Annotated in this window: 23 protein-coding genes and 1 tRNA gene; 13 read left to right on the top strand and 11 right to left on the bottom strand. The window is 66.3% G+C overall.

Annotated features, from left to right (window positions below):
* The first annotated feature begins 790 nt into the window (after positions 1-790).
* Positions 791-1,231 (top strand): transposase, encoded by a 441-nt coding sequence (locus VD997_10400; protein ID HYE62397.1) that lies wholly within the window; start codon positions 791-793, stop codon positions 1,229-1,231.
* 123 nt (positions 1,232-1,354) lie between these two features.
* On the opposite strand, the gene VD997_10395 is transcribed toward VD997_10400, so the two are convergent.
* The 3 genes from VD997_10395 to purM all read right to left on the bottom strand — a co-directional run bounded on the left by VD997_10395 (position 1,355) and on the right by purM (position 3,519).
* Positions 1,355-1,858, bottom strand: coding sequence for a hypothetical protein (locus tag VD997_10395; GenBank protein HYE62396.1), 504 nt, complete (start codon positions 1,856-1,858; stop codon positions 1,355-1,357).
* 126 nt (positions 1,859-1,984) lie between these two features.
* The gene (locus VD997_10390; protein HYE62395.1) at positions 1,985-2,344 is read right to left on the bottom strand and encodes a hypothetical protein; all 360 of its coding nucleotides are present in this window, start codon (positions 2,342-2,344) and stop codon (positions 1,985-1,987) included.
* On the bottom strand, positions 2,344-3,519 hold the full coding sequence (purM, locus tag VD997_10385) for a phosphoribosylformylglycinamidine cyclo-ligase (GenBank protein HYE62394.1): 1,176 nt from the start codon (positions 3,517-3,519) through the stop codon (positions 2,344-2,346). Before purM ends, VD997_10390 begins: the two co-directional genes overlap by 1 nt.
* A gap of 230 nt (positions 3,520-3,749) precedes the next feature.
* On the opposite strand from purM, the gene metK reads away from it, so the two are divergent.
* The gene (gene metK, locus VD997_10380) at positions 3,750-4,946 is read left to right on the top strand and encodes a methionine adenosyltransferase (GenBank protein ID HYE62393.1); all 1,197 of its coding nucleotides are present in this window, start codon (positions 3,750-3,752) and stop codon (positions 4,944-4,946) included.
* A 66-nt stretch (positions 4,947-5,012) separates the two neighbouring features.
* Here metK and VD997_10375 read toward each other — a convergent pair whose 3' ends face one another.
* The gene (locus VD997_10375; protein ID HYE62392.1) at positions 5,013-5,822 is read right to left on the bottom strand and encodes a nicotinate-nicotinamide nucleotide adenylyltransferase; all 810 of its coding nucleotides are present in this window, start codon (positions 5,820-5,822) and stop codon (positions 5,013-5,015) included.
* Between the two features lie 66 nt (positions 5,823-5,888).
* Here VD997_10375 and VD997_10370 point away from each other — a divergent pair.
* The 8 genes from VD997_10370 (at position 5,889) to VD997_10335 (ending at position 16,155) form a co-directional block, all read left to right on the top strand.
* Positions 5,889-5,963 (top strand) — tRNA-Glu (locus VD997_10370).
* 1,064 nt (positions 5,964-7,027) lie between these two features.
* Positions 7,028-7,270, top strand: coding sequence for a hypothetical protein (locus tag VD997_10365; GenBank protein ID HYE62391.1), 243 nt, complete (start codon positions 7,028-7,030; stop codon positions 7,268-7,270).
* Complete coding sequence (locus VD997_10360; GenBank protein ID HYE62390.1) at positions 7,246-8,448, top strand: L-lactate permease; 1,203 nt, start codon at positions 7,246-7,248, stop codon at positions 8,446-8,448. Before VD997_10365 ends, VD997_10360 begins: the two co-directional genes overlap by 25 nt.
* 47 nt (positions 8,449-8,495) lie before the next feature.
* Entirely contained in the window at positions 8,496-10,145 is a 1,650-nt protein-coding gene (locus VD997_10355; GenBank protein HYE62389.1) for an L-lactate permease, read from the top strand.
* 52 nt (positions 10,146-10,197) lie between these two features.
* Complete coding sequence (locus VD997_10350; GenBank protein HYE62388.1) at positions 10,198-10,395, top strand: hypothetical protein; 198 nt, start codon at positions 10,198-10,200, stop codon at positions 10,393-10,395.
* A gap of 387 nt (positions 10,396-10,782) precedes the next feature.
* Positions 10,783-11,910 carry a malectin domain-containing carbohydrate-binding protein gene (locus VD997_10345; protein HYE62387.1) on the top strand — a complete coding sequence of 376 codons (1,128 nt, stop codon included), beginning with the start codon at positions 10,783-10,785 and terminating at the stop codon, positions 11,908-11,910.
* 508 nt (positions 11,911-12,418) lie between these two features.
* Positions 12,419-14,704 (top strand): DUF2264 domain-containing protein, encoded by a 2,286-nt coding sequence (locus tag VD997_10340; GenBank protein ID HYE62386.1) that lies wholly within the window; start codon positions 12,419-12,421, stop codon positions 14,702-14,704.
* 5 nt (positions 14,705-14,709) lie between these two features.
* Positions 14,710-16,155, top strand: coding sequence for an alginate export family protein (locus VD997_10335; GenBank protein HYE62385.1), 1,446 nt, complete (start codon positions 14,710-14,712; stop codon positions 16,153-16,155).
* A 121-nt stretch (positions 16,156-16,276) separates the two neighbouring features.
* Here VD997_10335 and VD997_10330 read toward each other — a convergent pair whose 3' ends face one another.
* A complete protein-coding gene (locus tag VD997_10330; GenBank protein ID HYE62384.1) occupies positions 16,277-16,423 on the bottom strand; it encodes a hypothetical protein in 147 nt (48 codons plus the stop codon).
* Between the two features lie 194 nt (positions 16,424-16,617).
* Between VD997_10330 and VD997_10325 the strand changes: the two genes are divergently transcribed.
* Entirely contained in the window at positions 16,618-16,860 is a 243-nt protein-coding gene (locus VD997_10325; GenBank protein ID HYE62383.1) for a hypothetical protein, read from the top strand.
* A 171-nt stretch (positions 16,861-17,031) separates the two neighbouring features.
* Here VD997_10325 and VD997_10320 read toward each other — a convergent pair whose 3' ends face one another.
* From VD997_10320 to VD997_10305, 4 genes are all read right to left on the bottom strand, one after another.
* Positions 17,032-17,259, bottom strand: coding sequence for a hypothetical protein (locus VD997_10320; protein HYE62382.1), 228 nt, complete (start codon positions 17,257-17,259; stop codon positions 17,032-17,034).
* Positions 17,260-17,557: 298 nt separating this feature from the next.
* Complete coding sequence (locus tag VD997_10315; GenBank protein HYE62381.1) at positions 17,558-17,740, bottom strand: hypothetical protein; 183 nt, start codon at positions 17,738-17,740, stop codon at positions 17,558-17,560.
* Positions 17,741-17,750: 10 nt separating this feature from the next.
* On the bottom strand, positions 17,751-18,122 hold the full coding sequence (locus VD997_10310; protein HYE62380.1) for a helix-turn-helix transcriptional regulator: 372 nt from the start codon (positions 18,120-18,122) through the stop codon (positions 17,751-17,753).
* Complete coding sequence (locus VD997_10305) at positions 18,119-18,409, bottom strand: hypothetical protein (GenBank protein ID HYE62379.1); 291 nt, start codon at positions 18,407-18,409, stop codon at positions 18,119-18,121. Before VD997_10305 ends, VD997_10310 begins: the two co-directional genes overlap by 4 nt.
* A 121-nt stretch (positions 18,410-18,530) precedes the next feature.
* Between VD997_10305 and VD997_10300 the strand changes: the two genes are divergently transcribed.
* The gene (locus tag VD997_10300) at positions 18,531-19,103 is read left to right on the top strand and encodes a hypothetical protein (protein ID HYE62378.1); all 573 of its coding nucleotides are present in this window, start codon (positions 18,531-18,533) and stop codon (positions 19,101-19,103) included.
* Positions 19,096-20,724 (top strand): serine/threonine-protein kinase, encoded by a 1,629-nt coding sequence (locus VD997_10295; protein ID HYE62377.1) that lies wholly within the window; start codon positions 19,096-19,098, stop codon positions 20,722-20,724. The genes VD997_10300 and VD997_10295 overlap by 8 nt, the downstream gene beginning before the upstream one ends.
* A 37-nt stretch (positions 20,725-20,761) precedes the next feature.
* Here the strand turns inward: VD997_10295 and VD997_10290 are convergent, their stop codons facing one another.
* Both VD997_10290 and VD997_10285 read right to left on the bottom strand, forming a co-directional pair.
* Positions 20,762-23,008 carry a hypothetical protein gene (locus VD997_10290; GenBank protein ID HYE62376.1) on the bottom strand — a complete coding sequence of 749 codons (2,247 nt, stop codon included), beginning with the start codon at positions 23,006-23,008 and terminating at the stop codon, positions 20,762-20,764.
* 500 nt (positions 23,009-23,508) lie between these two features.
* Complete coding sequence (locus tag VD997_10285; protein ID HYE62375.1) at positions 23,509-24,087, bottom strand: hypothetical protein; 579 nt, start codon at positions 24,085-24,087, stop codon at positions 23,509-23,511.
* Positions 24,088-25,285: the final 1,198 nt, after the last annotated feature.

The following is a 25,285-nucleotide window of genomic DNA, read 5'->3' as shown; positions in this document are numbered from 1 at the left end:
GATGCTGAAGTGATCGGCGCGGGCGGAGGGTGGCTTTATTCGGGCTGGAGAGATTGTGCGGGGGGGCGCGGGTGCGGGCGTGGTGGGCGTCGCGCAAGTGGGGCGGGGGCGGCGGGTTAGAAGACGGGCGCGGCGGCGACATTTTGTCGCGCCGGGCGGCGGCGGACGGGCGTTGGCGGCGCGGGGACGTGTGCCAGCGGAGCGCCGACGCGTGTCAGCGGAGCGCCGACACGCGTCATGAGTGCACGGGCACGCGGCATGCCGTCGCGGACGTGCGGCCGCCGCGCGGCGCCACGCGGCCGCGGGCGCGTGACACGCGGCGGCGTGCGGCCGACGCGCGCTCATGCGCGCGTGGCGGTCACGCGCACGAGCGAGGCGTTCGCGATCATCGTCGTCGTGCGCGTGCCCCGGTGCCCGCAGTGCCTTCGCGCGCGGGTGCGCGTTCCCGCGCGCGGGCCTTTGCAGGCCGTAGGCCTGCTCTCCAGTAGCCGGGGGTCGGAGCGAGTCCGCGAGCGACACCCCCGGTATGCGGCGGCGCGGGACGTTGGACCCCGTAGGGGTCCTCGCCGCGCGCGCGGGTGCGACGATGCGTCCGTGATCGGATGGACGAAACAGCAACCGTGCGGTCGTATGCAGCGACGACCCCTGCGGGGTCGAGCTCATCGAACACCAACATCATCGCGCGGCCGCGGACCGGGGGTGTCGCTCGCCCCCTTCGGGGCTCGCTCCGACCCCCGGCTACTGGAGAGGACCCCTACGGGGTCCGGCGGGTGCGCGGTAGGCTCAGCACATGGCGACCACACTGACGAAGATCCTCCTGCACATTGCGTTCTCGACCAAGGAGCGCGCCGATTTCATCCCCGAGGGGCTGGAGAGCGACCTGTACTCGTACATCGGCGGCGTCTGCCGCGGGCGGGCGTCGGTGCTTCTTGCCATGGGCGGCACGGCGAACCACGTGCACATGCTGGTGAGCCTGGGGAAGGTGACGGCACTGTCGGACCTGATGCTGGACGTCAAGCGCGATTCGTCGCGGTGGATGAACGAGCGGGGGGCGTTCAAGTGGCAGGAGGGGTACTTCGCGTTCTCCATCGGCGAGTCCGGGGTGGAGCCGCTGCGGGCGTACATCGCGGGGCAGAAGGAGCACCACGCGGAACGCGGGTTCCAGGACGAGATGCGGGCGATCATGACGAAGTACAAGATGGAGTGGGACGAGCGGTACGTGTGGGATTGAGGGGAGTTGGGCAGCTGCCGATGCGGTCGGAGCCGCGCTCCCCGACGCCGTAGGCGTCATCGCCAGTAGCCGGGGGTCGGAGCGAGTCCGCGAGCGACACCCCCGGACCGCTCAAGAGGACCCCTACGGGGTCCGGGAGGGCGACGCAACGGGCCAGCGTTCGAGGGGCGTGCCGTTCTCGGCCCGCACCTCAATCATCGGGTTGTCGAAGTCCACCTCAAGGCTGAAGCGGTCGCGGGCCTGGAGGCACTGGCGGGCGGCGAGGGCGAGCCGTACGCGGTCGGGGGTCGGTACGTTGAGAGAGTCCGAACACTCCAGCAGCCCGCGCACGGTGGACATGATCCCGCCGTAGGTGTAGTGGACGCGGAGGTAGCGGGCATTGGTGTGATAACGCCGCCACACGGTGGGCGCGGGCTCGAGGTCGGCCTGCGCGAGCAGCCGGGAGAACTCGGTGTCCTGCTCCTCCCAACCGAAGTTCAGGCCCCAGAGCGTGGTCGCCTGCCTTGTGCGGCCGGAGTTCACGTCGACCTCGTGCTGGCGCTGCAGGCTGGTGTAGGCGAAGAGGCCGAAGAGCAGCAGGCTGCCGAGGGCGACGCAGACGAAGACCTTGGCCGCGGGGGATCTCATGTCGATTCTACTTGGGCCCGAGCAGGCGGTTGCGGGTGGGGAACCCTTCGGGTCCGTGCCTCGCGCGTCACCGTACCGGGGGTGTCGCTCGAAGACTCGCTCCGACCCCCGGCTAGGAGAGGACCCCTACGGGTTCCCCGGAGGCGGTTCGTCCGGGTATGGCTCGCCCGGCTTGCGACGGGGTTGGCCTGTGCCCTGAACAGCGCCGAGTTGAAAGACATCGGTGGCTGGCTTGTCCATCAAGATGCGGTGAGCCGCAGGCACGTGGTTCGAAGCATGAATCAGGAACCCGAGGATGATGTCTTCGGCTTGCTCGGGGTCCCATCGCTCGGAGTTGTAGAGCGTGACGAGCTTCTCAAGGTCAGCGAGCCAGTCCGTCAGGTGGAACGCGAGCTCGTCCACGGCCTCGGCGTCGAGGGACGTCCACGGAGAACCGGCCCTCATGAACGTGTTGAAGATCTTCCCTTGGAGCTCGGCCTCGTTCATCACTTCCACCGCACCTCGCCCTTGCCGTTCTTCTGCACGGTGCCGATCGTGTACACGGTCTCGCCGAGTTTGGTGAGGCGCTCGGCCACGCTGTCGGCGAAGCTCTTCTTGACGATGACGCAGTAGCCGATGCCCATGTTGAAGATGCGCCACATCTCCTCTTCGGGGATGTTGCCCTTGTCCTGCAGGAACGAGAACACGGCGGGGCGGGGCCAGGCGGCGCGGTCGACCACGGCGTCGAGGTTGCTCGGGAGCGCGCGGCAGAGGTTGCCGGGGATGCCGCTGCCGGTGATGTGGGCCATGCCCGAGATAACGTTCTTGACGTGGTAGCCGCGCTGCAGGCGGACGATGGGGTCGGCGTAGAGGCGGGTGGGGGTGAGGAGGACCTGGCCCAAAGTGGGAAGTGGGAAGTCGGAAGTCGGAGCAGAACCCTTCTTTCCGCTCGCTTTCTTCTTGCCTCCTCGCCTCCGTGCCTCCGTGTTTGGTACGAGCTCCTCGTAAACGCGGTGGAGGTCGAGCCCCGCCTGTTTCACCACGTTGCGGACGAGGGTGTAGCCGTTGGAGTGGATGCCATCGCTGGCGAGGCCGAGGATGACGTCGCCGTGCTTGACGCGGGTGGGCTTCTGGATCTTCTTGAGCTCGGCGACGCCCACGCAGAAGCCGGCGAGGTCGAAGTCGCCCTTCTTGTAGATGTCGGGCATGTTGGCGGTCTCGCCGCCGATGAGGGCGCACCCGCTCCGCTTGCAGCCCTCGGCGATCCCCTTGACGATGTCGCTGAGGAACTTCTTGTCGATGACGGGCGTGGCGATGTAGTCAAGGAAGAAGAGCGGCTCGGCCCCCTGCACGATGAGGTCGTTGACGTTCATCGCGACCAGGTCGATGCCGACGGTGTCGAAGGTCTGCATCTCGGTCGCGAGCAGGACCTTGGTGCCCACGCCGTCGCAGCAGGCGACCAGGACCGGGTCCTTGTAGTTGCGGGCGAAGAGCCGCTGCTTGTAGTCCAGCCGGAACAGCCCCGCGAACCCGCCGGGGTTGGGGATGACGCGGTCGGTGTAGGTTTTGCGGAGCATCGAGTCGAGGGACTCGGTGAAGGCGTCCTTCTGGTCGATGTCGACGCCGGAGGAGGCGTAGGTGAGGGGCTTTGGGCTGGAAGGGCTGGTTTTAAGGGCGGCCATGCACAGAGGATAACGGCCTGAATAGAGGGGTGGACGCTCCGCGGGTCATGCGGGTGGAAATCCGGGTAGTTAGCCCCCTCGGCGCCGGGGCATCGAGCGGAGAAAGCCGCGGCATGGGCTCGTGCTGTGGGCGGGTAGAGGGCTTTGGTGCCGCCACCGCTCCCGGTTCTGACCTACCCTTCGGGCCCGGTGGGCAATCCCGCCCCGGTCCATATAGAGAGATCCACGACATGCCGCGTGCGAGCCTGTTTACGTCTGAGTCCGTGTCGATGGGGCACCCCGACAAAGTCGCGGACCAGATCTCCGACGCGATCCTGGATGCGATGCTAGCCGACGACCCGTACAGCCGCGTGGCCTGCGAGACGCTGTGCTGCACCGGGCTGGTGGTGGTCGCGGGCGAGGTGACCACCAACACCTACGTGAGCATCCCCGACCTGGTCCGCGAGACCATTCGCGACATCGGCTACATCACCGGCGACATGCGCTTCGACGCCGACTCCGCGGGCGTGATGGTGGCGCTCAACAAGCAGAGCAACGACATCGCCATGGGCGTGGACCGCGAGGGCGCGGGCGACCAGGGCATGATGTTCGGCTTCGCGTGCAAGGACACGCCCGAGCTGATGCCGCTGGCGATCCAGCTCGCCCACCAGCTCGTCGAGCAGCAGGCCCACGTCCGCAAGGAGAACAAGATCTCCGGCCTGCGCCCCGACGCCAAGAGCCAGGTCACGGTCGAGTACGAGGGCAACAAGCCCGTCCGCATCGACACGCTGGTGCTCAGCACGCAGCACGACCCCTCGTGGAACGAGCGGCAGGAGCAGCTCAAGCGCGAGGTCGTCGAGCAGATCTTCAAGCCCGTGCTCAAGGAGTGGTGGAACCCGGGCATCAAGATCCACGTCAACCCCACCGGCCGCTTCGAGATCGGCGGGCCCCACGGCGACACCGGCCTCACCGGCCGCAAGATCATCGTGGACACCTACGGCGGCATGGGCCGTCACGGCGGCGGGGCCTTCTCGGGCAAGGACCCGACCAAGGTCGATCGCTCCGCCGCGTACATGGCGCGGTACATCGCCAAGAACGTGGTGGCTGCGGGGCTGGCGGACAAGTGCGAGATCCAGCTGTCGTACGCCATCGGCGTGGCCGAGCCGACCTCGGTGCTGGTTGACTGCTTCGGCACCAACAAGGCGGACGAGGAGAAGATCAGCAAGGCCGTGCGCGACGTGTTCGGGCTGACCCCCAAGAAGATCATCGAGACGCTGCAGCTGCGCAAGCCGATCTACTCGGCCACCGCCCGCCACGGGCACTTCGGCCGCAAGCCCTTCGAGCAGGCCTACTACGACCGCGTCAAGCGCGAGCACCGCGGCGAGAAGCTCAGCCACTTTACGTGGGAGCGGACGGACAAGGCGGAGGCGCTGAAGAAGCTCGTCTGAGTACCGGTCAGCGCCGGCGTTGTGCAAGCATCCGGTTCGCTCGGCCGCACACCACCTGTGGTCGTGCTACTTGGGACCCTTCCGACCCTTGAGTGTCACCGCTCTTGCCGGGCGATGGTCTCCTGGTCGGACGGCCTTCTTCCCTTCTGTCCGAAACCCGTACAGGTTGTTGGCGATGATGTACTCCGCCACACGCCGGCTGATTCCCCGCAGCGGTTCCACCCCCTCCCACAAGTGCGCCTGGTCAGGCGCTCCGGGGATGGCATCACGCGCGCGCGTTGATGACTCTTCGACGGGTACGTTGGGCGCGATGCGACCGCACCACTCCCGCAGCTCAGGCATCGTCCAGAAGTTCTGGTCCAACGCGTTCCACACCCCGTGCACCGTCGTCACCGGGGGACGCACCAGCACCAGCGGCTCCGCCAGCCGCACCACTTGCCGCACGTCTTTCCACCGGCGGAGCCCGGCCAACTGGTCTGACCCGATCAGCAGGCGCAGCTCGACATCGGGGACCACCTCCCGCAGCCGCCGCAGTGTGTCCACCGTGTAGCTCGGTCGCTCTACCCCCCGCGCTCGTTCCCACGCCGCCCGATCGATCTCATCAGTCCAGATCGGGTGTGACCCATCGAGCGCCAGCCGCAGCATCGCGAGCCGGTGCTCGTCGCTGGCGCGGGTTCCATCCGGCTTGAACGGGCTCTTCGCCGCGGGGACGTACAGCACCTCCGCGAACTCGTCGCAGAACATCCTCCAGGCGGCGAACGGCCCGCTCAGGTGATACGAGTGCGGAGGGTCGAAGGAACCGCCGAACACCAGCAACCGCTGGATGTGCCGAGGCAGCTCCAATGGTGTGATCGGGGCTTCGTCGGACCGCTTCATGAACCGATGATACGGCCCAGCTGTAGAACCCAACGCCCCGGCCCCCCTACCATCACGCTCCACGACGGCCCCGTCGTCTAGCCTGGTTCAGGACACTACCCTTTCACGGTAGGTACATGGGTTCGAATCCCATCGGGGTCACTTGACGATCGATTGGCTCGCCCTGCACAGAGTTGCAGGGCGATGTTTCTTTTGGCACAGGTCCGCAGCCCACCAGCACTTGCGGCGCTGCGTGCGAGTCGGTGCGATTCGACGCGGGAGGACGCTGCGCCGCATTTTGCGCCGCTTGTGCGCCGGATTCTGCGCCGCTCTGGGCCGCCGCCTTCTCGAAGTGAGCATCGACCACCTTGAGATAGTGGTTCTGGGCCACCGCCTGCGTGTTGCCCAGCCAGGCGCACACGACGTGGATGGGGTAGCTCTCCGCGAGTTCGGTCTGGCGGGTCGAGCGGAGGTTGTGGAACAGCTTGGGCCAGGGCTTCACGCCGGCGCGGGTGATGATCCGCTGGAGTTGGGTCCGCAGGTTGGCGTTGGGGTCGCGGTACTTGGTGATGACGTGCTCGGCGCCGGGTTCCGCGGCCTCGAAGACCTCGAGCAGGTGCGGCCTGAGCTCCGGGGAAGAGGGGGAGCACCCGGAACTCCCGCCCGGCGTGCCCTTCGGTCTTGGGCGACCGCACAGTGATGCGGCCGCGCTCCCAGTCGATGTCCTGCCAGCGGAGGGCGAGGTGCTCGCTGGGGCACCGGAGGCCGCCGTAGCGGGACAGCGCGAACAGGAGCCGCCACTCGGGATCGGGGCAGGCGGCGAGCACCTTCTCGGCATCGGCGCGGGGAATGAAGGCCATGCGGTCGCGGTTGGTCTGCCCGCCCGCCTTGACCTCCGCGAGGGGGTTCTCGGTCAGCATCCGCCACTTGATGCCTTGGCGGAAGATCTGGCGCGCGGTCTTGACCCGCTTGGCCACGGTTGCGTCCGCGAGGCCCTCCTCCCGCATGGCCTGGCAGAAGTACTGCGCCTACGCGGCCCAACGGGATGCCCGAAACGCCTTCTGCCGGGCGAAGTGGGATGCAGGGCACACCGGGTCCATCCCGGACGCCCCTGCCCTCCCGCCGGAGCCGTTCGACTTTTCCGACGCCGACCGATCGCTCTGGCGTCCTTCCGAACGCCCGCTGAGACACTGGCGGTAGCGGGCGCGAAGGGTGTGTGGGACGCGGTGTTCATTCTGCTGGTGATCTGGCCGGCGCTGCTGCTGCACGAGGTGATGGACCGCGCGGGCGGGTACGAGGCGCTCCGGCACGGCATCACGCGCCTCAGCCGTAACGAGCTCTTCGTCGTCGTGGCGCTGGGCTGGGTGTTTGCGTCGTTTCTCCGGGGAATGCGGGCTTCGGCACACCGATCGCCATCGTTGCTCCACTGCTGGTCGCGCTGGGCGTGCGCCCGGTGTACGCGGTGGTGATCCCACTGATCGGGCACATCTGGGCCAAGTTCTACGGCACGCTCGGTTCCAGCTGGATTGCGACGATGCAGGTGGTAGAACTGGACGGGGCGACCGCCCGAGCGGCCGCGTGGCAAACTGGCGCGCTGATGTCGATCCAGGCGGTTCTGGGCGGGTTCACGGTAACGTGGATGTACGGCCGGTGGCCGGCTGTCCGTCACGCGTGGCCGCTGGTCCTGATCATCGCAGGGATCCATGGAGTTGGGAAGGCCGTGATCGCCAGGTCGAACCCGGAACTCGCGGCGTTCATCCCGGCGACCGCGGCAATGCTGGTGCTGTACCCGCTCTCGCGCTGGCGACGTTTCGCGGAGCCGGCGGAGGCAATCACGGAACGCCCGGCCATGCGGACTCAAGGTGGCAGCGGGAAAGATGATGTGAAGCCCCCAATGGGCCAGGGAATGTCGTACTTCCCGTACGTCCTGCTGACCGTGATCGCGCTGAGTGTTTCAATCATCGAGCCTCTGAACCGGGCGCTCGGTGCGTTCAAGATGGGGCTTGCCTTTCCGAAGGTGGCCACCGGTTATGCAGTCACCACCGAGGGTGCAGAGGCGTATTCGCCGCTGGCGCCGCTCACGCACCCGGGCGCGAGCCTGACGGTCGCCGCCCTGATTGCATGGTGGGTGTACCACGCCCGCGGCTACTACGACGCGTGGTCGCGGGCCGGGGGCACGAAGCGCGGCGGCGTGCTGCACGGGCTGCTCAAGGGGGCGATCCCCGCGTCGGTCCCCATCCTCGCGTTCCTGGTGATGGCATCGGTCATGAACCACTCCGGTCAGAACGAGACGTTGGCGCTGGGGATTGCGGCCGTGGCGCCGGCGGCTGTGTTCGCGGCGCTCTCGAACGGGATCGGGGTGGTGGGCGCCTTCACGACTTCCAGCAGCACCTCCTCCAATGTGCTGTTTACCGACTTGCAGGTCACGGTGGCTCGGCTCAAGAAACTGCCCGTGGGGGCGATCATCGCGGCCCAGAGCGCTGGCGGCGCCATCGGCAACGCGATCGCACCCGCCAACGCGGTCATGGGCGCCAGCACGGCCAACGTCAGCGGCCAAGAAGGAGCCATCATCCGAAAGACGATCCCGTGGACGCTGGCAGCGTTCGTGCTCACGGCCACGCTGTTGCTCGTACTGCTGACGGAGTAGCTGGTTCATGGATGAGCTTCCGTGCGAACGTGGGATGAGCAGCAACCATGCCGGTTAACGACCAAATCCCGGTTGACCTGCTGCACTGGCTGCTGGCGCTGCTGCCAATCGGGGCGCTCGGCGTGCTCATGGTGCGGTTCCGCTGGACGGCGCAGCAGGCGGGGGCGGTCGCGAGCGTCGCCGCGGCTGCCGTTGCTCTGATCGCGTTCAGGGCAGCGCCGGGCGACGTGGCAATCGCCGGAGCCAAGGGGGTTTGGGACGCGCTCTCGATTCTCTTCGTGATCTGGGCGGCGCTTCTCATCCACGAGGTGATGAGCCAGGCGGGTGGGTACGAAGCGCTACGGCTGGCACTGACTCGTATGAGTGACAACGAAATGTTCGACGTGCTCGCCCTGGGTTGGGTATTTACGTCGTTCTTGCAGGGCATCGTGGGGTTTGGCACGCCGATCGCGATTGTGGCTCCACTGCTGGTGGCCTTTGGTATGCGGCCGGTGTACGCCGTGGTGATCCCGTTGATCGCCCACATCTGGGCGAAGTTCTACGGCACGTTGGCGGAGGGATGGCTGGCGACGCTGCAGGTGGTGGAGATCGACGAAGTGACCGCTGCGTCCGCGGCGTTGCAGGCCGCGCTACTGCTGATGATCCCGGTGTTCATGGGAGGGTTCGCGGTGGTGTGGATGTACGGGCGCGCGGCTGCGGTGCGGCACGCCTGGCCCCTGGTGCTGGTGATCGGTGCGATCCATGGCCTGGGGCAGGTGGCGGTCACGCTGTTCGACCCGATGTTGGCAGGGTTCCTGCCGGCGACAGTGGCCATGTTTGCACTGTACCCGCTGTCGCGGTGGCCGCGCTTCGCAAAGCCGGCACTGAACATCGTGACGCGTCCAGCCATGCGAACTCGCGCGCAAGGGGAGAGCGCAGACCGCGAGCCTCCCATGGGAGCGATGATGTCACTTTTTCCCTACATCCTGCTCACCGTGCTCGCGTTAGGCACGGCGGCGATACCGGCAGTGAAGGCGGCACTCGAGCGGCTGCGTTTCGGGCTGCCGTTTCCGGAGGTCACGACGGGGTATGGGGTCACGAGCGAGGCCGCGGCCCAGTATTCGCCGATCGCGCCGCTCACGCATCCCGCTGCGGCGCTGGTCCTTGCGGCGCTGGTGACGTGGTGGGTGTACCACCGTCGTGGTTATTACGCGGAGTGGGCGCGTGTGACGGGGACAGAGCCCAAGGGCGTTCCCCATGCCCTGCTCGCCGGCGCGGTTCCCGCGTCGGTGCCCATCTTCGCGTTTCTGGTGATGGCGAGCGTGATGAACCACTCGGGTCAGAACGCGACCCTGGCGCTGGGTGTCGCATCAATTGCCCCGGGCTACGTGGTCGCATTCCTTTCCAATGGGATCGGCGTTCTCGGTGCATTCACCACGTCGAGCAGCACGTCCTCCAACCTGCTGTTTGCCGACCTGCAACTCTCGCTGGCGCGGCTCAAGGGGCTGCCCGAGGCGAGCATCCTGGCCGCCCAGAGCGCGGGCGGTGCAATCGGCAACGCCATCGCGCCCGCGAACCTTGTGATGGGCGCGAGCACCGTGGGGATCAGCGGGCAGGAGAGCGCCATTCTGCGCAAGACGGGGCCGTGGACACTTGTCGCGTTTGTTCTCACAGGTGTCGCGACGGTGGTGCTGGTGCTTGTCTCCTCCCGGGAGTAGCTCGATGATGGGCTTACTAAGGAACCCTGTCGCATACCTCAGTACTTCCTTCGTGCTGTTCCTGGTGGCGCTGCCGCTGATCAGTGTGGGGGCCACGCGAGGGCCACGCTTCATGGTCTGGGCGGGGCTGGTGGCGCTCTGCCTCGCGGCGCTGATCCCTCCGGTGCAGCGGCTGGTGTGCGGCGGCGAGGAAACCGGGGAAGGCATCGACGCTGCAGGTAGCACCGACACGAAGGAGGCGAAGCCGTGATCCATTCAGATGGCCCGCGCACCGGGAGGCCCCCGTTCCTCGCCCCCCGCGGGATGGTAAGCACGCCGCATTACCTCGCCTCGGCCTCCGGGCTGGACGCATTGAGGCGCGGCGGGAGTGCGGTGGACGCCGCGGTGGCCGCGAACGCGACGCTGTGCGTGGTCTACCCACACATGGCTGGGCTCGGCGGGGACGGCTTCTGGCTCATCGCCGGGGCGGGGACCGGCGGGGTGCAGGCGCTCGATGCCAGCGGCCCCGCGGCAAGGATGGCAACGCGGGACTTCTACCGCCAGCGGGGCTGCACGGATGAGATCCCGGCCCGCGGTCCTCTCGCGGTGCTCACCACGCCTGGCGCATTGGACGGACCACCTTTGGTACGGTGGCCCGGTGCAGTCGCTGGGGAACCTCTTCGATACGCTCCACGAGCGTTACCCCACGCAGCCTGTTGGAATGAGCGAGTACGGCGCAGGGGCCGCCATCTCGCACCACACCGACAACGTCCATGGGGGTCCGCCGGAGGCCAACAATCCCGGCGTGCCCACCGTCTACCAGCCAGAGGAGTACGCCGCGTGGGTGCACGAGCAGAACTACACGCTGCTCAGCAGCAAGCCGTACATCTGGGGCTCGTTCGTCTGGAACATGTTCGACTTCGCGACCGGCCTGCGCAACGAGGGTGACACCCGCGGCGTCAACACCAAGGGGCTGGTCACGTACGACCGCCAGACCCGGAAGGACCCTTTTTTCTTCTATCAGGCCAACTGGAGCCCGGAGCCAGTCCTGTACATCACGAGCAGGCGGTACACCGACCGTGCGTACCCCGTTGCCGATATCAAGATCTACTCCAACGCCGACGAAGTGTCGCTGTCGGTGAACGGGCGCGAGGTGGGCAGGATGAGCCGAGCGGAGGCGCCGATGAACACCTACATCTTCAAGGCGGTTCGATTCGAGCCCGGTAGGAAGAGGATCACGGCCCAGGGCGAGCGTGATGGGAGCACGGTCCGCGACTCCGTGGAGTGGCGCTACGACCAGGAGGCCATCAACATTGCCTGCGGCCAGCTCGCGTCAGGACTGGAGTCGTCGCAGGGGGAGATGTTCGGGTCCGACGAGTTCTTCATCGGCGGCTCGGGGCACAACCTGGTTCCCAAGACCCGTGACCCAATCGCAGACCATACTCCGATCTCCAGGACGAGCGATGCGCACCTGTTCCGCGGCTATCGGCGCGGCACGTTCAGCTACCTCATTCCTGTTCCGGACGGTGCCTACGAGGTCACTGTTCGCGGCTACGAGCCTGATCCGCGAGTGCAGCCCGGTGGCCGCGTGTTCGATGTCGTTGCCAACGGGCGAGCGCAGGTCCAGAACTTGGACCTGGTTCGGGAAGCCGGAGCGTACCGGACGGTGGTCAGCCGCACGTTCCCCGTCGAGGTGAGCGGCGGCACACTCCGTCTGGACTTTTCGCCCAAGGTCGGTGAAGCCATCGTGTCGAACATCATGGTCAGGGCGGCCCGGGCTAAATAGAGGACTCCTGGAGAGCAACCGACGCCTCAGAAAGTGCCGGCTGTGCGAGCCTCTTACCAATGCACGAACATGCAAGATGGGGTCTAGGAGCGTTGGGAGATCGGGGCGTCGGGCCTCAACTCGACCACTGCCGGGCACATGTGGCCGGTGTACTGGCATTTCCCCGGGTCTGGAGCACACTCCTTCCGCGGCAGGAGGTCATGACCAAGCCGCGCCGTTCCAACATCGCCTTCAGCAGTTCTAGCACAAGCGCCTGAGAACTATCGCGGCCTGGCGGCGCCGGGCGCCGCCCGCTCCTATCCATCGGTGCCATCACTTAGGGAAGCGGGGCAGCTCCATGGCTTGGTGTCGAGCGTTCCAGTGGCTGATCGCGTGTGCCCTCCTGGGCGCTTCGCTGCACGGGTGCGCCGGCGATCGTCGTTTGCAGGCGCGGGAAGCGGGAAATGGTGGACGGGAGATCGGCACCGGGCCCCCTGACATGCCAGCCCGAGCACTGAATCCTGATGAGGTGCGTGCAACCCTCACCCTGGTCGCCGATTGGCAGCTGGCGCACCCTGTGCAGTACGGGCCGCAGCATTGGGCCATTGCGCCACTCTACGACGGCCTGATCGATGCGAGCCTGACGACAGGTGACCCCAGATACCTCGCGGCGGTGCTGCGCGCCGGCCAGCGGATCGCATTCAGCCCGGCACCCGAGGTGTACCACGCCGACGCCCACGCGGCCGGTCACGCGTGGCTCCGCATCTACATGATGAGCGAACCACGGAATCCGGCGCTGCTGGATCCCTTCAGGTCGCGGTTCGACGAGGTCATCCAGAACCCGGTCCGCGAGAGGCTGTCCTTCACCGAGCGTCCACGGACGCCCGGCATCGAGTACACCGACCGCTGGACATGGGCCGATGCGCTGTACATGGCGCCCCCCGCGCTCGAACTGCTCAGCCAGGCGACCGGGGATGCACGCTACAGGTGGTTCGCGGACGCCGAGTTCAATTTCGCCTACGACGCGCTCTTCGACCCCGAAGCGAACTTGTTCTACCGCGATTCGCGTTTCATTGGCGCTATAAGTCCCGGCGGCGAGAAGGTGTTCTGGAGCCGGGGCAATGGCTGGGTGTATGCGGGGCTTGCCCTCATGCTTGACGCAATCCCGGCCGACCACCCCACCCGGCCCTTCTATCTCAGCCTTTTCAAGCGGATGAGCACCGCGGTACGCCGTACGCAGCAGCCCGACGGCCTCTGGTACGCGAGCCTGCTCGACCCGTCGCATGTGCCTATCGGCGAAACAAGCGGCAGTGCCCTGTTCGTCTACGGGATGGCGTGGGGGGTCCGCAACGGCATACTGGAGCCCCGAACGTATGGGCCTGTCATCGCACGAGGATGGCGGGGTCTGACCGCCAACATCGAACCCGATGGCGAAGTCAACTCCGTGCAGCCCATCGGGGCCGAGCCCGAGCACTTCGATCGGCATTCCAGCCAGGCGTACGGCACCGGCGCGGTGCTGATGGCCGGGTCGGAGGTCCTGCGGGTCATGGGCGCGGCCGTCAATGTCTCACCCGCGACGCTTCTCCGCGAGGCCGAGCGTCTCGTGCCCGAAGCGCCGGATCTCTCGCGAGGGCGCGGGCGAGGGTCCTCATCGGCCGGCGCCGCCGATCGGGCCCGCTGCGTGGAGGCGATGGTCCGCGTGGGCGGGCCCGTGCTGGAGGCGCTCAGCCGCGGCGAGCTCAAGCAGCGCATGCCGATCCACGATTGGGAGCGGCACCGGGCCGCCTGGACTCACTACGAGGCGTTCGCCCGCACGCTCGCGGGGATGGCGCCCTGGCTTGAGCTCGGCCCGGACGAGTCGCCGGAGGGCCGGCTCCGGGCACGCTACATCGACCTGGCCCGGCGCTCGCTCATCCATGCAACCGATCCGAACTCGCCGGACTTCATGAACTTCGGGCAGGTCCCCGACCAGCCCCTGGTGGAGTCGGCCTACCTCGCCTCCGCGCTCCTGAGCGCGCCCACCCAGCTCTGGGAGCCGCTGAACGAGTCGCAACGGGCGAACGTGCTCGCGGCGTTGCGGGCTGCACGCGGCATCCGTCTCACCCACAACAACAACTGGTATCTGTTCCCTGCGATGGTGGAGTCCGCTCTCTGGAAGCTCGAGGGCGACGCGAATCTCGAAGTCATCGAGACCGGGGTCGGCAAGATCGAGGGGTGGTATCTCGGCGACGGGATCTACGGTGATGGTCCCAGGTTCCAGTGGGATTATTACAACAGCTATGTCATGCACCCCATGCTCCTGCAGGTGCTGAGTGTGGCCGCGGAGATGGAGCACCCGCTCGCGCGGAGACTCCCGCAGGCAGTGGAACGCGCAGAGCGGTATGCGGTCATCCTTGAACGGCAGATCTCGCCCGAGGGAACGTTTCCCATCATGGGCCGTTCGTCGGCCTACCGCTTCGCCGCCTTCTATCACCTGTCCTACATGGCACTGCGCAGAGAGTTGCCCCCCGCGATCCACCTCGGCGCCGCCCGCAGCGGTATCACGGCCGTCGTCCTGCGGATGCTGGAGGCGCCGGGCACGTTTGACGAGCAGGGGTGGCTGGTACTCGGAGCGGTGGGCTCGCAGCCGGGCCTGCAGGAGTCTTACAACTCAACCGGATCGCTCTACGTGTGTCTCACGGGCCTCGTCCACCTGGGTCTGCCCGCTGACGACCCGTTCTGGACCGCACCCGCGTCGAACTGGACCCAGAAGCGAATCTGGGCCGGCGAGGACATCCCCCGGGACCGAGCTGCAAAGAACAGAGTCCAGGAGTGATCCCCTTGCGATCTCTTCCCAGCGAACGCCGTGCGTGGCTGGCCCCCGTGGTGGTCGCCGCAACCGGCCTGGTTCCCGCCGGCGACGCCTTCTCCCAGCAGAGTGCCCAACCTCGCCCACCGCAGCCGCCCCCGTTCGAAACCCTCCGCTACAACGAGGACTACTCGTACCTGAAGGACCCCGGGGCGCGGTCGGGCGATCCATGGGTCCTGGAGCCGCTCAAGTACATCCCGCTCGATCGGACCGGCGACTGTTATCTCACCCTGGGTGGTGACATCCGCGAGCAGTACGAGATTGTAAGCAACCCCAGCTTCGGCCTCTCCCCAGAGGACGAGGATGGATACCTGCTGCACCTGTACCTGCTCCACGCGGACCTGCACCTCTGGCGGCACCTGCGGTTGTTCGTGCAAGGCCGCAGCGCGACCTCATCCTTCCAGGAGAATGTGCCGGGTCCAGGGGCGGAGTTCAATCCCGACCTACACCAGCTGTTCGCCGACCTCACCTCCACGCTGGCAACGGAACGGACGCGCGTGACGCTCCGCGCAGGTCGGCAGGAGATGGCGTACGGCGCGCAGCGGATGATCAGCGTGAGGCCCACCATCCGCAGGACGTTCGACGCGGTGCGGGTGCTGACGGAGCTGGGAGACTGGCGGGCCGACGCATTCTTCGGCCGCCCGGTCGAGGTTGACCCCGAAACCTTCGAGCACGAGGGTGACGAGCGGGCCCGTTTCTGGGGGATTTACGCCGCCGGCCCGACCGGCCTCGCCCCGGACATTGGCATCGACATCTACTACCTCGGCCTCGATCAGCCCGGGGCCACGTTTGAGCTTGGCGAGGCAGACCAGCCGCGGCACTCGGTGGGCCTCCGGCTGTTCGGCAAGGCCGATGCACTCGACTTCGACGTGGAGGGGACGTACCAATGGGGCGAGCTCGGGAGCCTCGACATTTCCGCCTGGAGGCTCGCCACCGAGATCGGCTACAGCTTCGAGTCGACCCTGTTGCGCCCGCGCGCCGGTCTGCTCTTGGATGTCTCCTCGGGCGATGAAGAGCGCGGTGACGGGCGACTCGGCACCTTCATCCCGCTGTTCCCCAAGGGCAACCCCTTCGGCGCGTCCCCGCTGATCGGACCGGTCAACCTCATCACCGTTCAACCGCTCCTTCAACTGCACATCACCGATTCGGTCGCTCTGGAAACAGGTTGGAGCACCTACTGGCGGCAGAGCACCGCAGACGGTGTGTACAACGACGGGCTGCGGCTCATTCAGCCCCCCGCCGGCAACGATTCACCATCGATTGGAAGCGAACTTTCGGTGCTCGTGGACTGGCGGATCAACCGGAACCTCAGCCTGTCGGCCAAATACTCGCACTTCTTCGCCGGAACATTCCTGGAGGAGACCGGGCCGGGAGAGGAAGTCGATTATTTTTCAGTGTTCGCCCATTTCCTATTCTGAGCAGAGTTCAGTGGCCTTGATGTGGCAGCGCCTTGAGGCTTCGCGATTGAAAGCTGCTACAGCGTGGCCCCCTGTTGCGCGCCTTTACCCGGCCGCACTCGGGGCCGGCCGGAGGCGTGCCTCAGTCCTTAAGAAGGACCGACCCCAGCAGCCGTACAGAACGTTCGTCCTCACCATCGTCAGCAGCAATGGACGCCTGGACATTGATCACCCATGCCGATGCGAGTTCCTCGGTGTCCTTGTCGGTCTCTTCTGACGTTGGCCCCATCTCTCTGAAGTCCATGCCATCCTCAGAAGACGGCACGCCGTCCAGTTTCCGAGACCCGACCGCTGTCGCGAGCACATCTTCGATGCGATCGAGGTTGTCAGCCAGGCACTCCTCAGAATCTGCGTAAAGAAGCCGTCAAAGTATGCGTCTGAAATCCGCCGTACAGCCGGCTGCAAGCACAGCAGCCTCCGACGGTGCTCGAACGCGCTCGTCAGCCAAGCCGCGAGATGGTCTTCGGAGGTCTGGTCCTTCCGAATGACCATGAGCGACAGCTGTGTCGCAAGGAGCGCAGTCATGAGACCGAGTTCTCGCTCCTCCTCAGCGACCTGGGCTGCCACCTCATTGCTGAGTCGCCCCAGGAACCTCCCGTCGCGCTGAGCCTCGTGGATGAGGCGGTGGCGGAGCAGGCGGTCCGCGCCGAGGGTTTGTTGCCTTGACTGATCCGGCGATTCGCTCCATAAGCGTGGGGCGTGGGATGCCGGTCCGGGCCATGGCCTTGCCGCTCTCGAGCAACGACCTGAACTTGGTCCGGGATTCCACCACACCCATGAGGACGAGCTGGCGCGGGCTGAGGTGACGTTCGACCTTTCAGATCCTGCTTTCCGCGTTCACTGCTGACCTCCCTTCCTGGGTGGCAGGAGCGGGACCCTCGCCCCGCTCGCGAACGGCTCCTGCCGGCGCGTAGCCGACTCCAATGACCTGGTGCGCTCCTCGAGTTCGCTGACCTCAATTGACCGGAGGAGCACGCCCGCGAGGTATCCGATGGTGCTGGCGATCTTGGGGTCGAGCTGCCCCTTCCGGACGCGGTTGATCGTGTCCGCCAGCAGCGGCGGCACGTCCCGGGGGTCAGGCCTGAGCGCCCAGGTGTTGCGGTTGACGCTGCGTGCCCGGAGTGCGGGCGGGTGTTGAAAGCGGGAACCCCAAGACCCTTTGGTCCGCTCCGCGAAGGAGTCGGGTGAGACCTCCCCGTTCCGCGCGTCGGAAAAACGGCAGGTGCCCCTGCGGCTACGACCACACGGGCATCGCTAATGCGGCGGGGGCATGCCCCGAGTGCGGGAAGGTGGGAAACCGCGAGAGTTTGCAGAGCGGAACCTGAGAAGGGGCCGCCGCGCGTGACTGCGGCGGGCACCCTCCTCAGTGTGTGGCCCGCGTGCGACGGCTCCCCCCGTGCCGTCGCGTGCCCACGAGCACGAGCAACTCGTGGTCGATGCGGGCCAGCTGCTGCGTGATCCGCTGCCGCTCGCGCTGGAGGCGCTGGAGCGTCGAACTGGTTGACTGCGTAGAGCGTGAACGACGGGCGTGAGTAACGGATTCCAAGCTGTCGCTCCTAGAGGGCGCTCACGCGCCGGCTGAGTTCAAGGACGAGGGCGCGGACGGCCTCCCTGTCCGACTTGAACCCCACCTCGCGCGGCAGCTCGTTGCGGTGGGGCTCTCCTTCGCCCAGGAGCAGCCACGAAGGGCTGAGGCCCAGGCCGCGGCATAGCGCGGCGAGGAACGCCGGAGGTGGGTTGCCTTGACCAAGCAGATACCTGCGGACGGTTTCCGCGTTGCACCCGGTTAGGTCGGCCACCCGCCGGAGCCTCAGCCCCTGGCAGGCCCACTGCACACGCTCGGTGATCGCCTCGCGGCTGATCCCGCCGCGCGGCATGGAGTGGCGGGGCGCGATCTGCTCGCGGATGCCCGACTGCGCGGTGATCACTGTGGGAACTCCAGGCGGAGGTCGGTGATGAACCGGCGGAGCAGGTCGTTGGTTGATTGATCCAGGCTGTTTTTCGAGTCGCCGAGGCCCAGTTCAAGGTCAGCGAGGTGGGTCAGGAGCAGTGCGACAGACCCCCCCTCCGGGAAGGTGGGAGCGCCCTCGGTCCGGTACACGTCGTCCACTTGCGCGGCACGCTCGTCGCAGTTCTCGTGCAGGAAGTCGCACTTCCGCCCCCAGCTCTTGACGATTTCGCACAGAACGTCCCTAAGCCACTCCTCCCAGTCCATGCGGTGCCCCCAACGAGTACAGAACGACGCTGGGTCAACTTGAGCTCCACACAAGCCCGTGTTGCCTGTACGCTGTACACCCGCCGGTGTGCATCCGTGAGAACATTCTCAGGAGTATCCGATGGGGGGCGAGCAAGTGGAATGGATTGCAGAGCTTGCGCGTGATCGCGAGGCGCTCGCGAGGTACCTGCTGGAGCACCAGGCGAGCATCCGCGCGGCTGCGCGGCGGAAGCTGAGCTCCAACACGCGGTCCGTGTTCGACAGCGAAGACGTGCTGTCGTCGGTGCTGCGGCGGGTGGACGCGATGGTTTCTGAGGGGCGGCTGCGGCCCCGCTCCGAGGCCGAGCTGTGGGCGCTGATCAACACCATCGCCGCCAACAACGCGGTGAATCGCACCCAACTGATCGAACGTGCGCGATTGTTCCTCACGGAGGACGGCCCGTACGTGTACGAGTTATTGCAGAGGCTCAACGCCTTCACCACTGATGACGAGGTGATCCTGCTGCTGCACCGCATGATGGCGTGCCTTCAGGACGAGAAGGACCGCCAGCTGCTGGGTGCGTACCTGCGCGGGGCTTCACTCTCTGTGATTGCCACCATGCTGGGGATCAAGGACGACGCCTGCCGGCAGCGCTGGCGGTCGATCCGGCTGAGGCTGGCGGAGCGGTTCCGGGAGGGGGTGCTGGATGGATAGGAAGGACCTACTGGCGAGCATCCTGGTGGACGAGGCGATCGCGGCGTCAATGGTGCCTTGGGCGTGCCCCTGCCACTTCGGTCCCGAGGGCCGCTACCGGCTCCAGGAGCTGGTGGGGGTGGGCCGCAACTCTCTGGTGTACCGCGCCCATGACCGACTGATGTCGAGCGAGGGGTACAACGCCACTGTCGCGGTCAAGATCATGAAGTCGGCCGCCGTAGAGCGCGAGGCGCTCACGGTGCGTCGTGTGTCGCACGACCACGTCCTACGTGTCTCGGAGCGGGGCGTGGACCCCGCCTCCGGCGTGCAGTTCCTGGTCATGGAGTACGTGGAGGGGGGGGACCTCTCGAAGGCGGAGGTGCCGTGGGACGTCAAGCGCGCCGTCCGATTCATGGTGAAGGTCGCCAGGGGCGTGCACGCGGCCCACTCCGCGAGCGTGGTGCACTGCGATCTCAAGCCGGCGAACATCCTGCTCACAGCTGAAGGCGAGCCGAAAGTGTCGGACTTCGACCTTTCAGCCTCGGTGCTCAACCCGGGCACAGCGGTGCGGGGCAACTACGCGTTCATGTCCCCCGAGCAGTATGCGGGCGAGGTCAATGCGCTGTCGCCTCCATCGGACGTGTACGCGCTGGGGGGCCTGCTGTACTACCTGCTGACCGGCGACCTGCCCAACGGCACCTCGCACGCGGAGGTCGCTGGGGCGCACCTCCAGGGCGTCGCCGGCCGCAAGCCGCTCCCCAAAGGGGACCTCGCCGCGATCGTGCAGCGGGCCATGGCCCGCGACCGGGACGCGCGGCACAACTCCGCGGGCGAGTTCGCGGAAGATCTTGAGCGGTGGCTGCGGCGGGAGCCGATTCCATGGCTGCGCTCTAACCCGGTCAAGCGGACGGCCATGTGGTGCGTCCGAAAGCCGCTCCACGCCACCGGCGTCGCGGTTGCTCTCGTGGCGGTGTGCGCGGGCGTATGGCTGAAGCTCTACCTCGGGTACAAGGAGCTCGAACGCGACCGCCAGGCGCAGGCTGAGGCCGAGCGGCTCTTCAAGGTCCAGAAGGAGGAGGCCGCCGACCGTGTTGTCGCGGCCGTTGAGAACACGATGACCCTCGCACTTGGCACCCCGTCGAGTGACCGCATCGACCGGCTGCTACCGATGCTGGTGTTCATCGACGTGCTCGCCGGACTCCCAGTTCTGGACAACGAGCACCGAGTCGCGATCTCCTCCCAGCGGGTTCTTCAGCTACAGGCCGAGCTCGCTTCCCTGAAGAACCAGGGCCGCGGCGAGCACATGGACGCCTGCCTGGTGCGTTACGCGCTGGCGTACTTCCTGGTGAACGAGGGCCGTGGGGCCGACGCACTGCTGGTCATCCCCGAGATCGAGTCGTTGCTGCTGCCCCGGCTCGCGGAGGGCGATCCGGTCCGGGACGGGGTTGCTGCCATGCGGCTCTGTGCCGAGTGCCTTGAGAACCCGCTGGTGGACGCGCCCGACGACACCAAGCTGATCAGGGACAAGTGGCGGCAACTCGGGAAGCAGCGGCGGAACGAGCCGGTCCGACGCCTGATGCAACGGGTTATCAAGCAGCTTGAGCCTCGCGTGAAGCTGGCGTCGGGCGAGGGCGGCGGCTGACCCGCGTCATGCGCGCCTTTGGTGCGAAACGTCCCTGTCAGCAGGGGCCGCCGCCCAGCACGCGGAAGAAGGACTCGATGTCCTGGTCGGTGCCGGTGTCCCCATCGCCATTGAAGTCTGCTCCACCGACCCAGCATGTCTCGCAGCAGCTGCCGCCGAGGCACGCGAAGAAGGCTTCGATGTCCTGGTCGGTGCCGAAGTCTCCGTCGCCGTTGAAGTCGGACGGGCCGCAACACGGCCGTGCGCGCGCAAACCACACGGAGGTGTGAGAACCGACCCGAGTGAACTTCCCACCGACGATCAACTCGCCCCGATGTACAGTGAGCGCTCGCACGCCGCCGTTAGCACCGCCGGCAAACGGCTCCCAGCCATTCCCGTTCCATCGAGCAATGTTCAAGAGGGCTGTCGTGCCGGAGCTTCCGAACTCTCCGCCAGCAATGAGCGTCCCCTCGAATACTGTCAGCGCGTGGACAGGGCCATCGAACCCAGCTCCTAGCGGCACCCACCCTGCGCCATCCCATCGTGCGACGCGGGCCGTGGGAGAAGATCCAGAGTTTTGGAATGAGCCGGCCGCGACGATGTCATCGTTGAACTGAATGAGTTGAGTCACCGGGCCGTCGAGTCCTTGCCCCATTGCTGACCACGAGGCACCATTCCAGCGCGCCACGCGGTTTGCAGGCTGGCCATCGACAGAGGTGAAAACTCCCGCGATCACCAGCCCACTGCTCGTTGGCAGAACCGCATTGACGGCGTTGTTTGCACCTCCGCTCGAACCCGAGCTTGTGACAGGAGAGAACGCTTGGCCATTCCACCGGATGATGTTCGCCGCAGCCTGGAACGGTGCGGTCTGGTGGTTGAAGGTGCCGGCGATGAAGATGCTGCCTTGCCATTCGCAGAGATACGCCGGAGACGTGGCGTTGAAGGCTTGAAGGAAGGAGCTCCAACTGTCGCCCGCGCGACGAAGTACGGGGCCATAGAGCACGCCCGAGGTATCCAGTCTGGCCGGATACCCCGCCATCAACAAGTCGCCTCCGAGTGCAAGGAACGAAGTGGGGTACTGCGTTGACAGACGCTGGGGGTCACCGGGAAGCAGACGCTCCCAAACGCCATCTCTCCAGATCGCCCCCTTGCAGATGGTGCGATCGCCGGCAGCCTCCGTGAACGTCCCTCCGGCGTATACCTGTTCGCCATCGCTCCAGAGCGAGCGGACCTCGTGGGACATGCTCCCCCCAAGCCCGGTCTGGAACGTCGTCCAAGTACCTTCCGGCGTCATCCTCGCCAAGTTGCCGCCCTCGTAGTCGAGCGAGAACCCAGCTGGTGAGCTCCCGAAGAGCAGCTCCGCCCCGACGACCTCAAGAGCATTGCCCGGTTGAAGCGGCTGGAAGCCCGTAGCTCTCCAGGCCCCCTGTTCGAGCACACCCAGGTAGCGCGGGTCGCCGGTCGCGGAGGCGGTGAAGCTGCCGCTCGCATAGAGCTTGCCCTGGAATGACCGCATTGCGTTGACGGTGTTGTTGAAGCCTTGGCCTACCGGCACCCACGAGCTCCCATCCCAGCGGGCCACCCGAGAGAGCTCCGCAGATCCAGAAGCGGTAAACGAGCCTCCGGCGTGCAGGAATCCGTCATGCAGCGTGAGTGTGCGCACTGCGCCTGAGAGCCCCGGGCCCATCGGCTCCCATGCAAGACCGTCCCACTTTGCGACGCCTCTGAGTTGAACCCCGTTATTGGAGGTGAAATCTCCCCCCGCCACCAACAAGGGTCCCGTGTCAAGAAGAGTGACGACGGGCTGGTCGAACGGAGGCCCGAGCGCGGTCCACGTTGAGCCGTCATAGACCGCAACGCTCGTCGTTACCCCGTTCACCACCAGATGCCCTCCGATGATGAGACGCTCGCTTGAGCTCACGATGGCTTGAATCGAGCCGGCCACGTTGGGAATCGGCTGCCACGACTGCCCGTTCCACATGGCGGAGCTCTGGGTGCCGCCAACGTACAGGACCCCGTTGAAGGCTGCCATGCACGAGTTCTCGAACGTCACCGGCGTCCCTAGTTGATGCCACCGTCCTGCGTCCCACACCGCAACTCGCTGGCACGTTTCGCCACCAACCCGCTGGAAGGTTCCGCTCATTACCGTGCGGCCATCAAAGTTCGTAAAGGCACGCACATTCCCATTGGTGCCGGAGGGCTGGTGAGAGGGGTGATCGATCCAGGTGTGGCACTGCGCAGTAGCACCAGTGACCAGTGCTCCGTGGAGCAACACCACGCGAACGAGAGTGTCGAGCGAACCCATGAGGAGCAGTGTAGCGGTAGGAGTATGCGCCACCGAGGACAGTTGGACGTGGGCGCGTTATCGGGTCAGAATCGACCCTCGGATGTGGGGCAAAGAGAGCGAGACTGCCCGCATGCGCGCCTTAGGTGCGGAACGGGGCTGTTCGGGACGGGTTCCGCTATCCGAGAGGGGAGGGACCTGCGCGAAGGTGCTGTCAGTGTGTATTCTGCCACCACGGGGGCCCGATCACTTCCACGTTGATGGAGGCCGCGCGGACGCGGAGCGGCGCAGGCGAACCGATAACGAGGGTAACGAGCATGTATGTCTCTCTCCCGGCGGCGCTGGCCGCGCGTGAGGGGAGTGTAGAGACTTTTGGGCGTGTAGACGATCGCAAAGTAACGCGCCCCCTCACGAGCCCATACTGACGGACTCTTGGGGCTTGCCAACCGGCTTACCAACCCCTTTCGGGTGCTTCGCGGCCGATGCGCGTATTCAGTGCGGTACGGGCCAGTGACGGGCGACTAGCGGCGCCTGCGCATGCCTGCGAACATGATCGGTGCCAACACCGCAAGTCCGTACGGCCCTGGGACGTTGAAGCGCATCAAGAAGGCTGCGTCGCCTGCGGGGAAGTTGGATACCCAGTCCGTCGTGGTCAGCGAGCTGAAGCTGTTCCCGTTATCCGCGTAGACGATCGTGCCCCCGGCGTAAGGGTCGGTATGGTTGAAGCCGAATGCGGCCCGGTTCGTCACGCCATTGAAGTACCCGCTGCACGAGAGGAAGGCCACGTACTGATGGCCGGTGTTGAGGTGGAGGCCGCCGGTGGTGATGGTGGTCGCCTCCCAGCCATCCGCGCCCCCGTTGTTCGTGCTCGTGATCGCCTGCGACTGGAACAGGATCGGCCCAGTTGCACGGCTTCCTGTCCAAGCCATGACGTACGCAGAGAAGGTCACCGGCTCTGGATCGAGGGCGTCGGCAACGAAGAAGGTGAACTCATCCAGCCGTGAGTCGGCCCCAGGCGTGAAGGTCTGCCCGATAGTCGCGGAGCCGGGCTCACCCCAGCTGAACACGCTCTGGCCGCCCCAGCCTGCGGTGCCATCCACAGTGGTTGCCCCCGCGCTGAGACTGGCCCCGGAAAGAAGCGCAGCAGCGCCCGCGATAGTTCTCTTGTGCATCTCTTCCTCCGACGGCCAGCGTATCAGACGCAAGGGAGGCCGGAGTGCTCGCAGAGAAGAAGAGCCCCGCCGGGCACCTGGGGGGTAGGCGCACGCAGCGGGGCTGTTCTGTAGAGGGGGCTTGAGGGGGGCCCCACGATGTTGAGCTGTAGGCTAACAAGCGACACAATCGCGTGTCGAGGGCTCGGCAGCCGAATTTCTGGCTTTTGTTTCCGATCGGGGCAAGTGGACCTCCTCAGGTCAGCACGGTCCGCCACCCAGCACCCGGAAGAACGCCTTTATATCCCGGTCCGTTCCCACGTCGCCATCGCGGTTGTAGTCCGAGCGCCCAGGCAGTGGAAGAGTCCTTGATGTCCGAGTCGGTGCCCACATCGCCCTCGACTTGTAGTCGGCGAAGCACTTGCGCACCTCAGCGCCCGTGCTGGTCACCACGCCACCCGCGTTCGGGTGCCAAGAGCGCCAATAAGGGCGCCAAGGGCGCCAATCAAGGGCGCCATGGCGCTCTTGATTGGCACCCTTGATTGCCGTGGTTGGCGCTCTTGAACGGCCCTGCCGGGGCCAGAATGGGCTTTTCCCAAGCCCACTCACCCCTGTCCGTGCACGGGCGCAAACCGCGTTGGGATCGAGAGGCAAGCTGCGTCGCCGAAACCACCGCGCGCCTTCGCAGCGGGGTCCGCAATCCGGCCGGTAGAAGGACCTACACGGACGCGTGGGCAGGTCTATCGCCGGCCTTCCGGTGCTCAGCCCCGTTTCCGTGGCACGTACCGGGCGCGTGTGCATACCCGGCACCCGAGGCCTGCTGCGTCCAAGTACATAAACGCGCGCCGACGTTGGCAACGGGGACAGAGCAGCCACAGCTTCCAGTCCACCGCGCTCGTAGGCACCCATAAACTGATGAGGTTCTGCTCGCACTTGTCTCCTGCGAGTGTTTGCCACCGCAAGCAGAAGTTCGTGCGCACGTAGGAGGGCTCCAGCACCAACAATCGAAGGGCCTTCGCACTGATTCGGTCCGAGCCGTTCGCGATCGGACGCTTCCGCGGGCGTCCACCCCGAGGGCTGTAACAGGGCATCGTCCGAAAAACCTCATTCAGCGTCATACGACCGATTTCGGCGAAGACCTCACAAG

It is taken from the genome of Phycisphaerales bacterium (genome assembly GCA_035627955.1).
Lineage (GTDB): Bacteria > Planctomycetota > Phycisphaerae > Phycisphaerales > UBA1924 > JAEYTB01.
The sequence above is the reverse complement of the archived record's forward strand: the minus strand, read 5'-3'. Positions and strand labels throughout refer to the sequence as shown.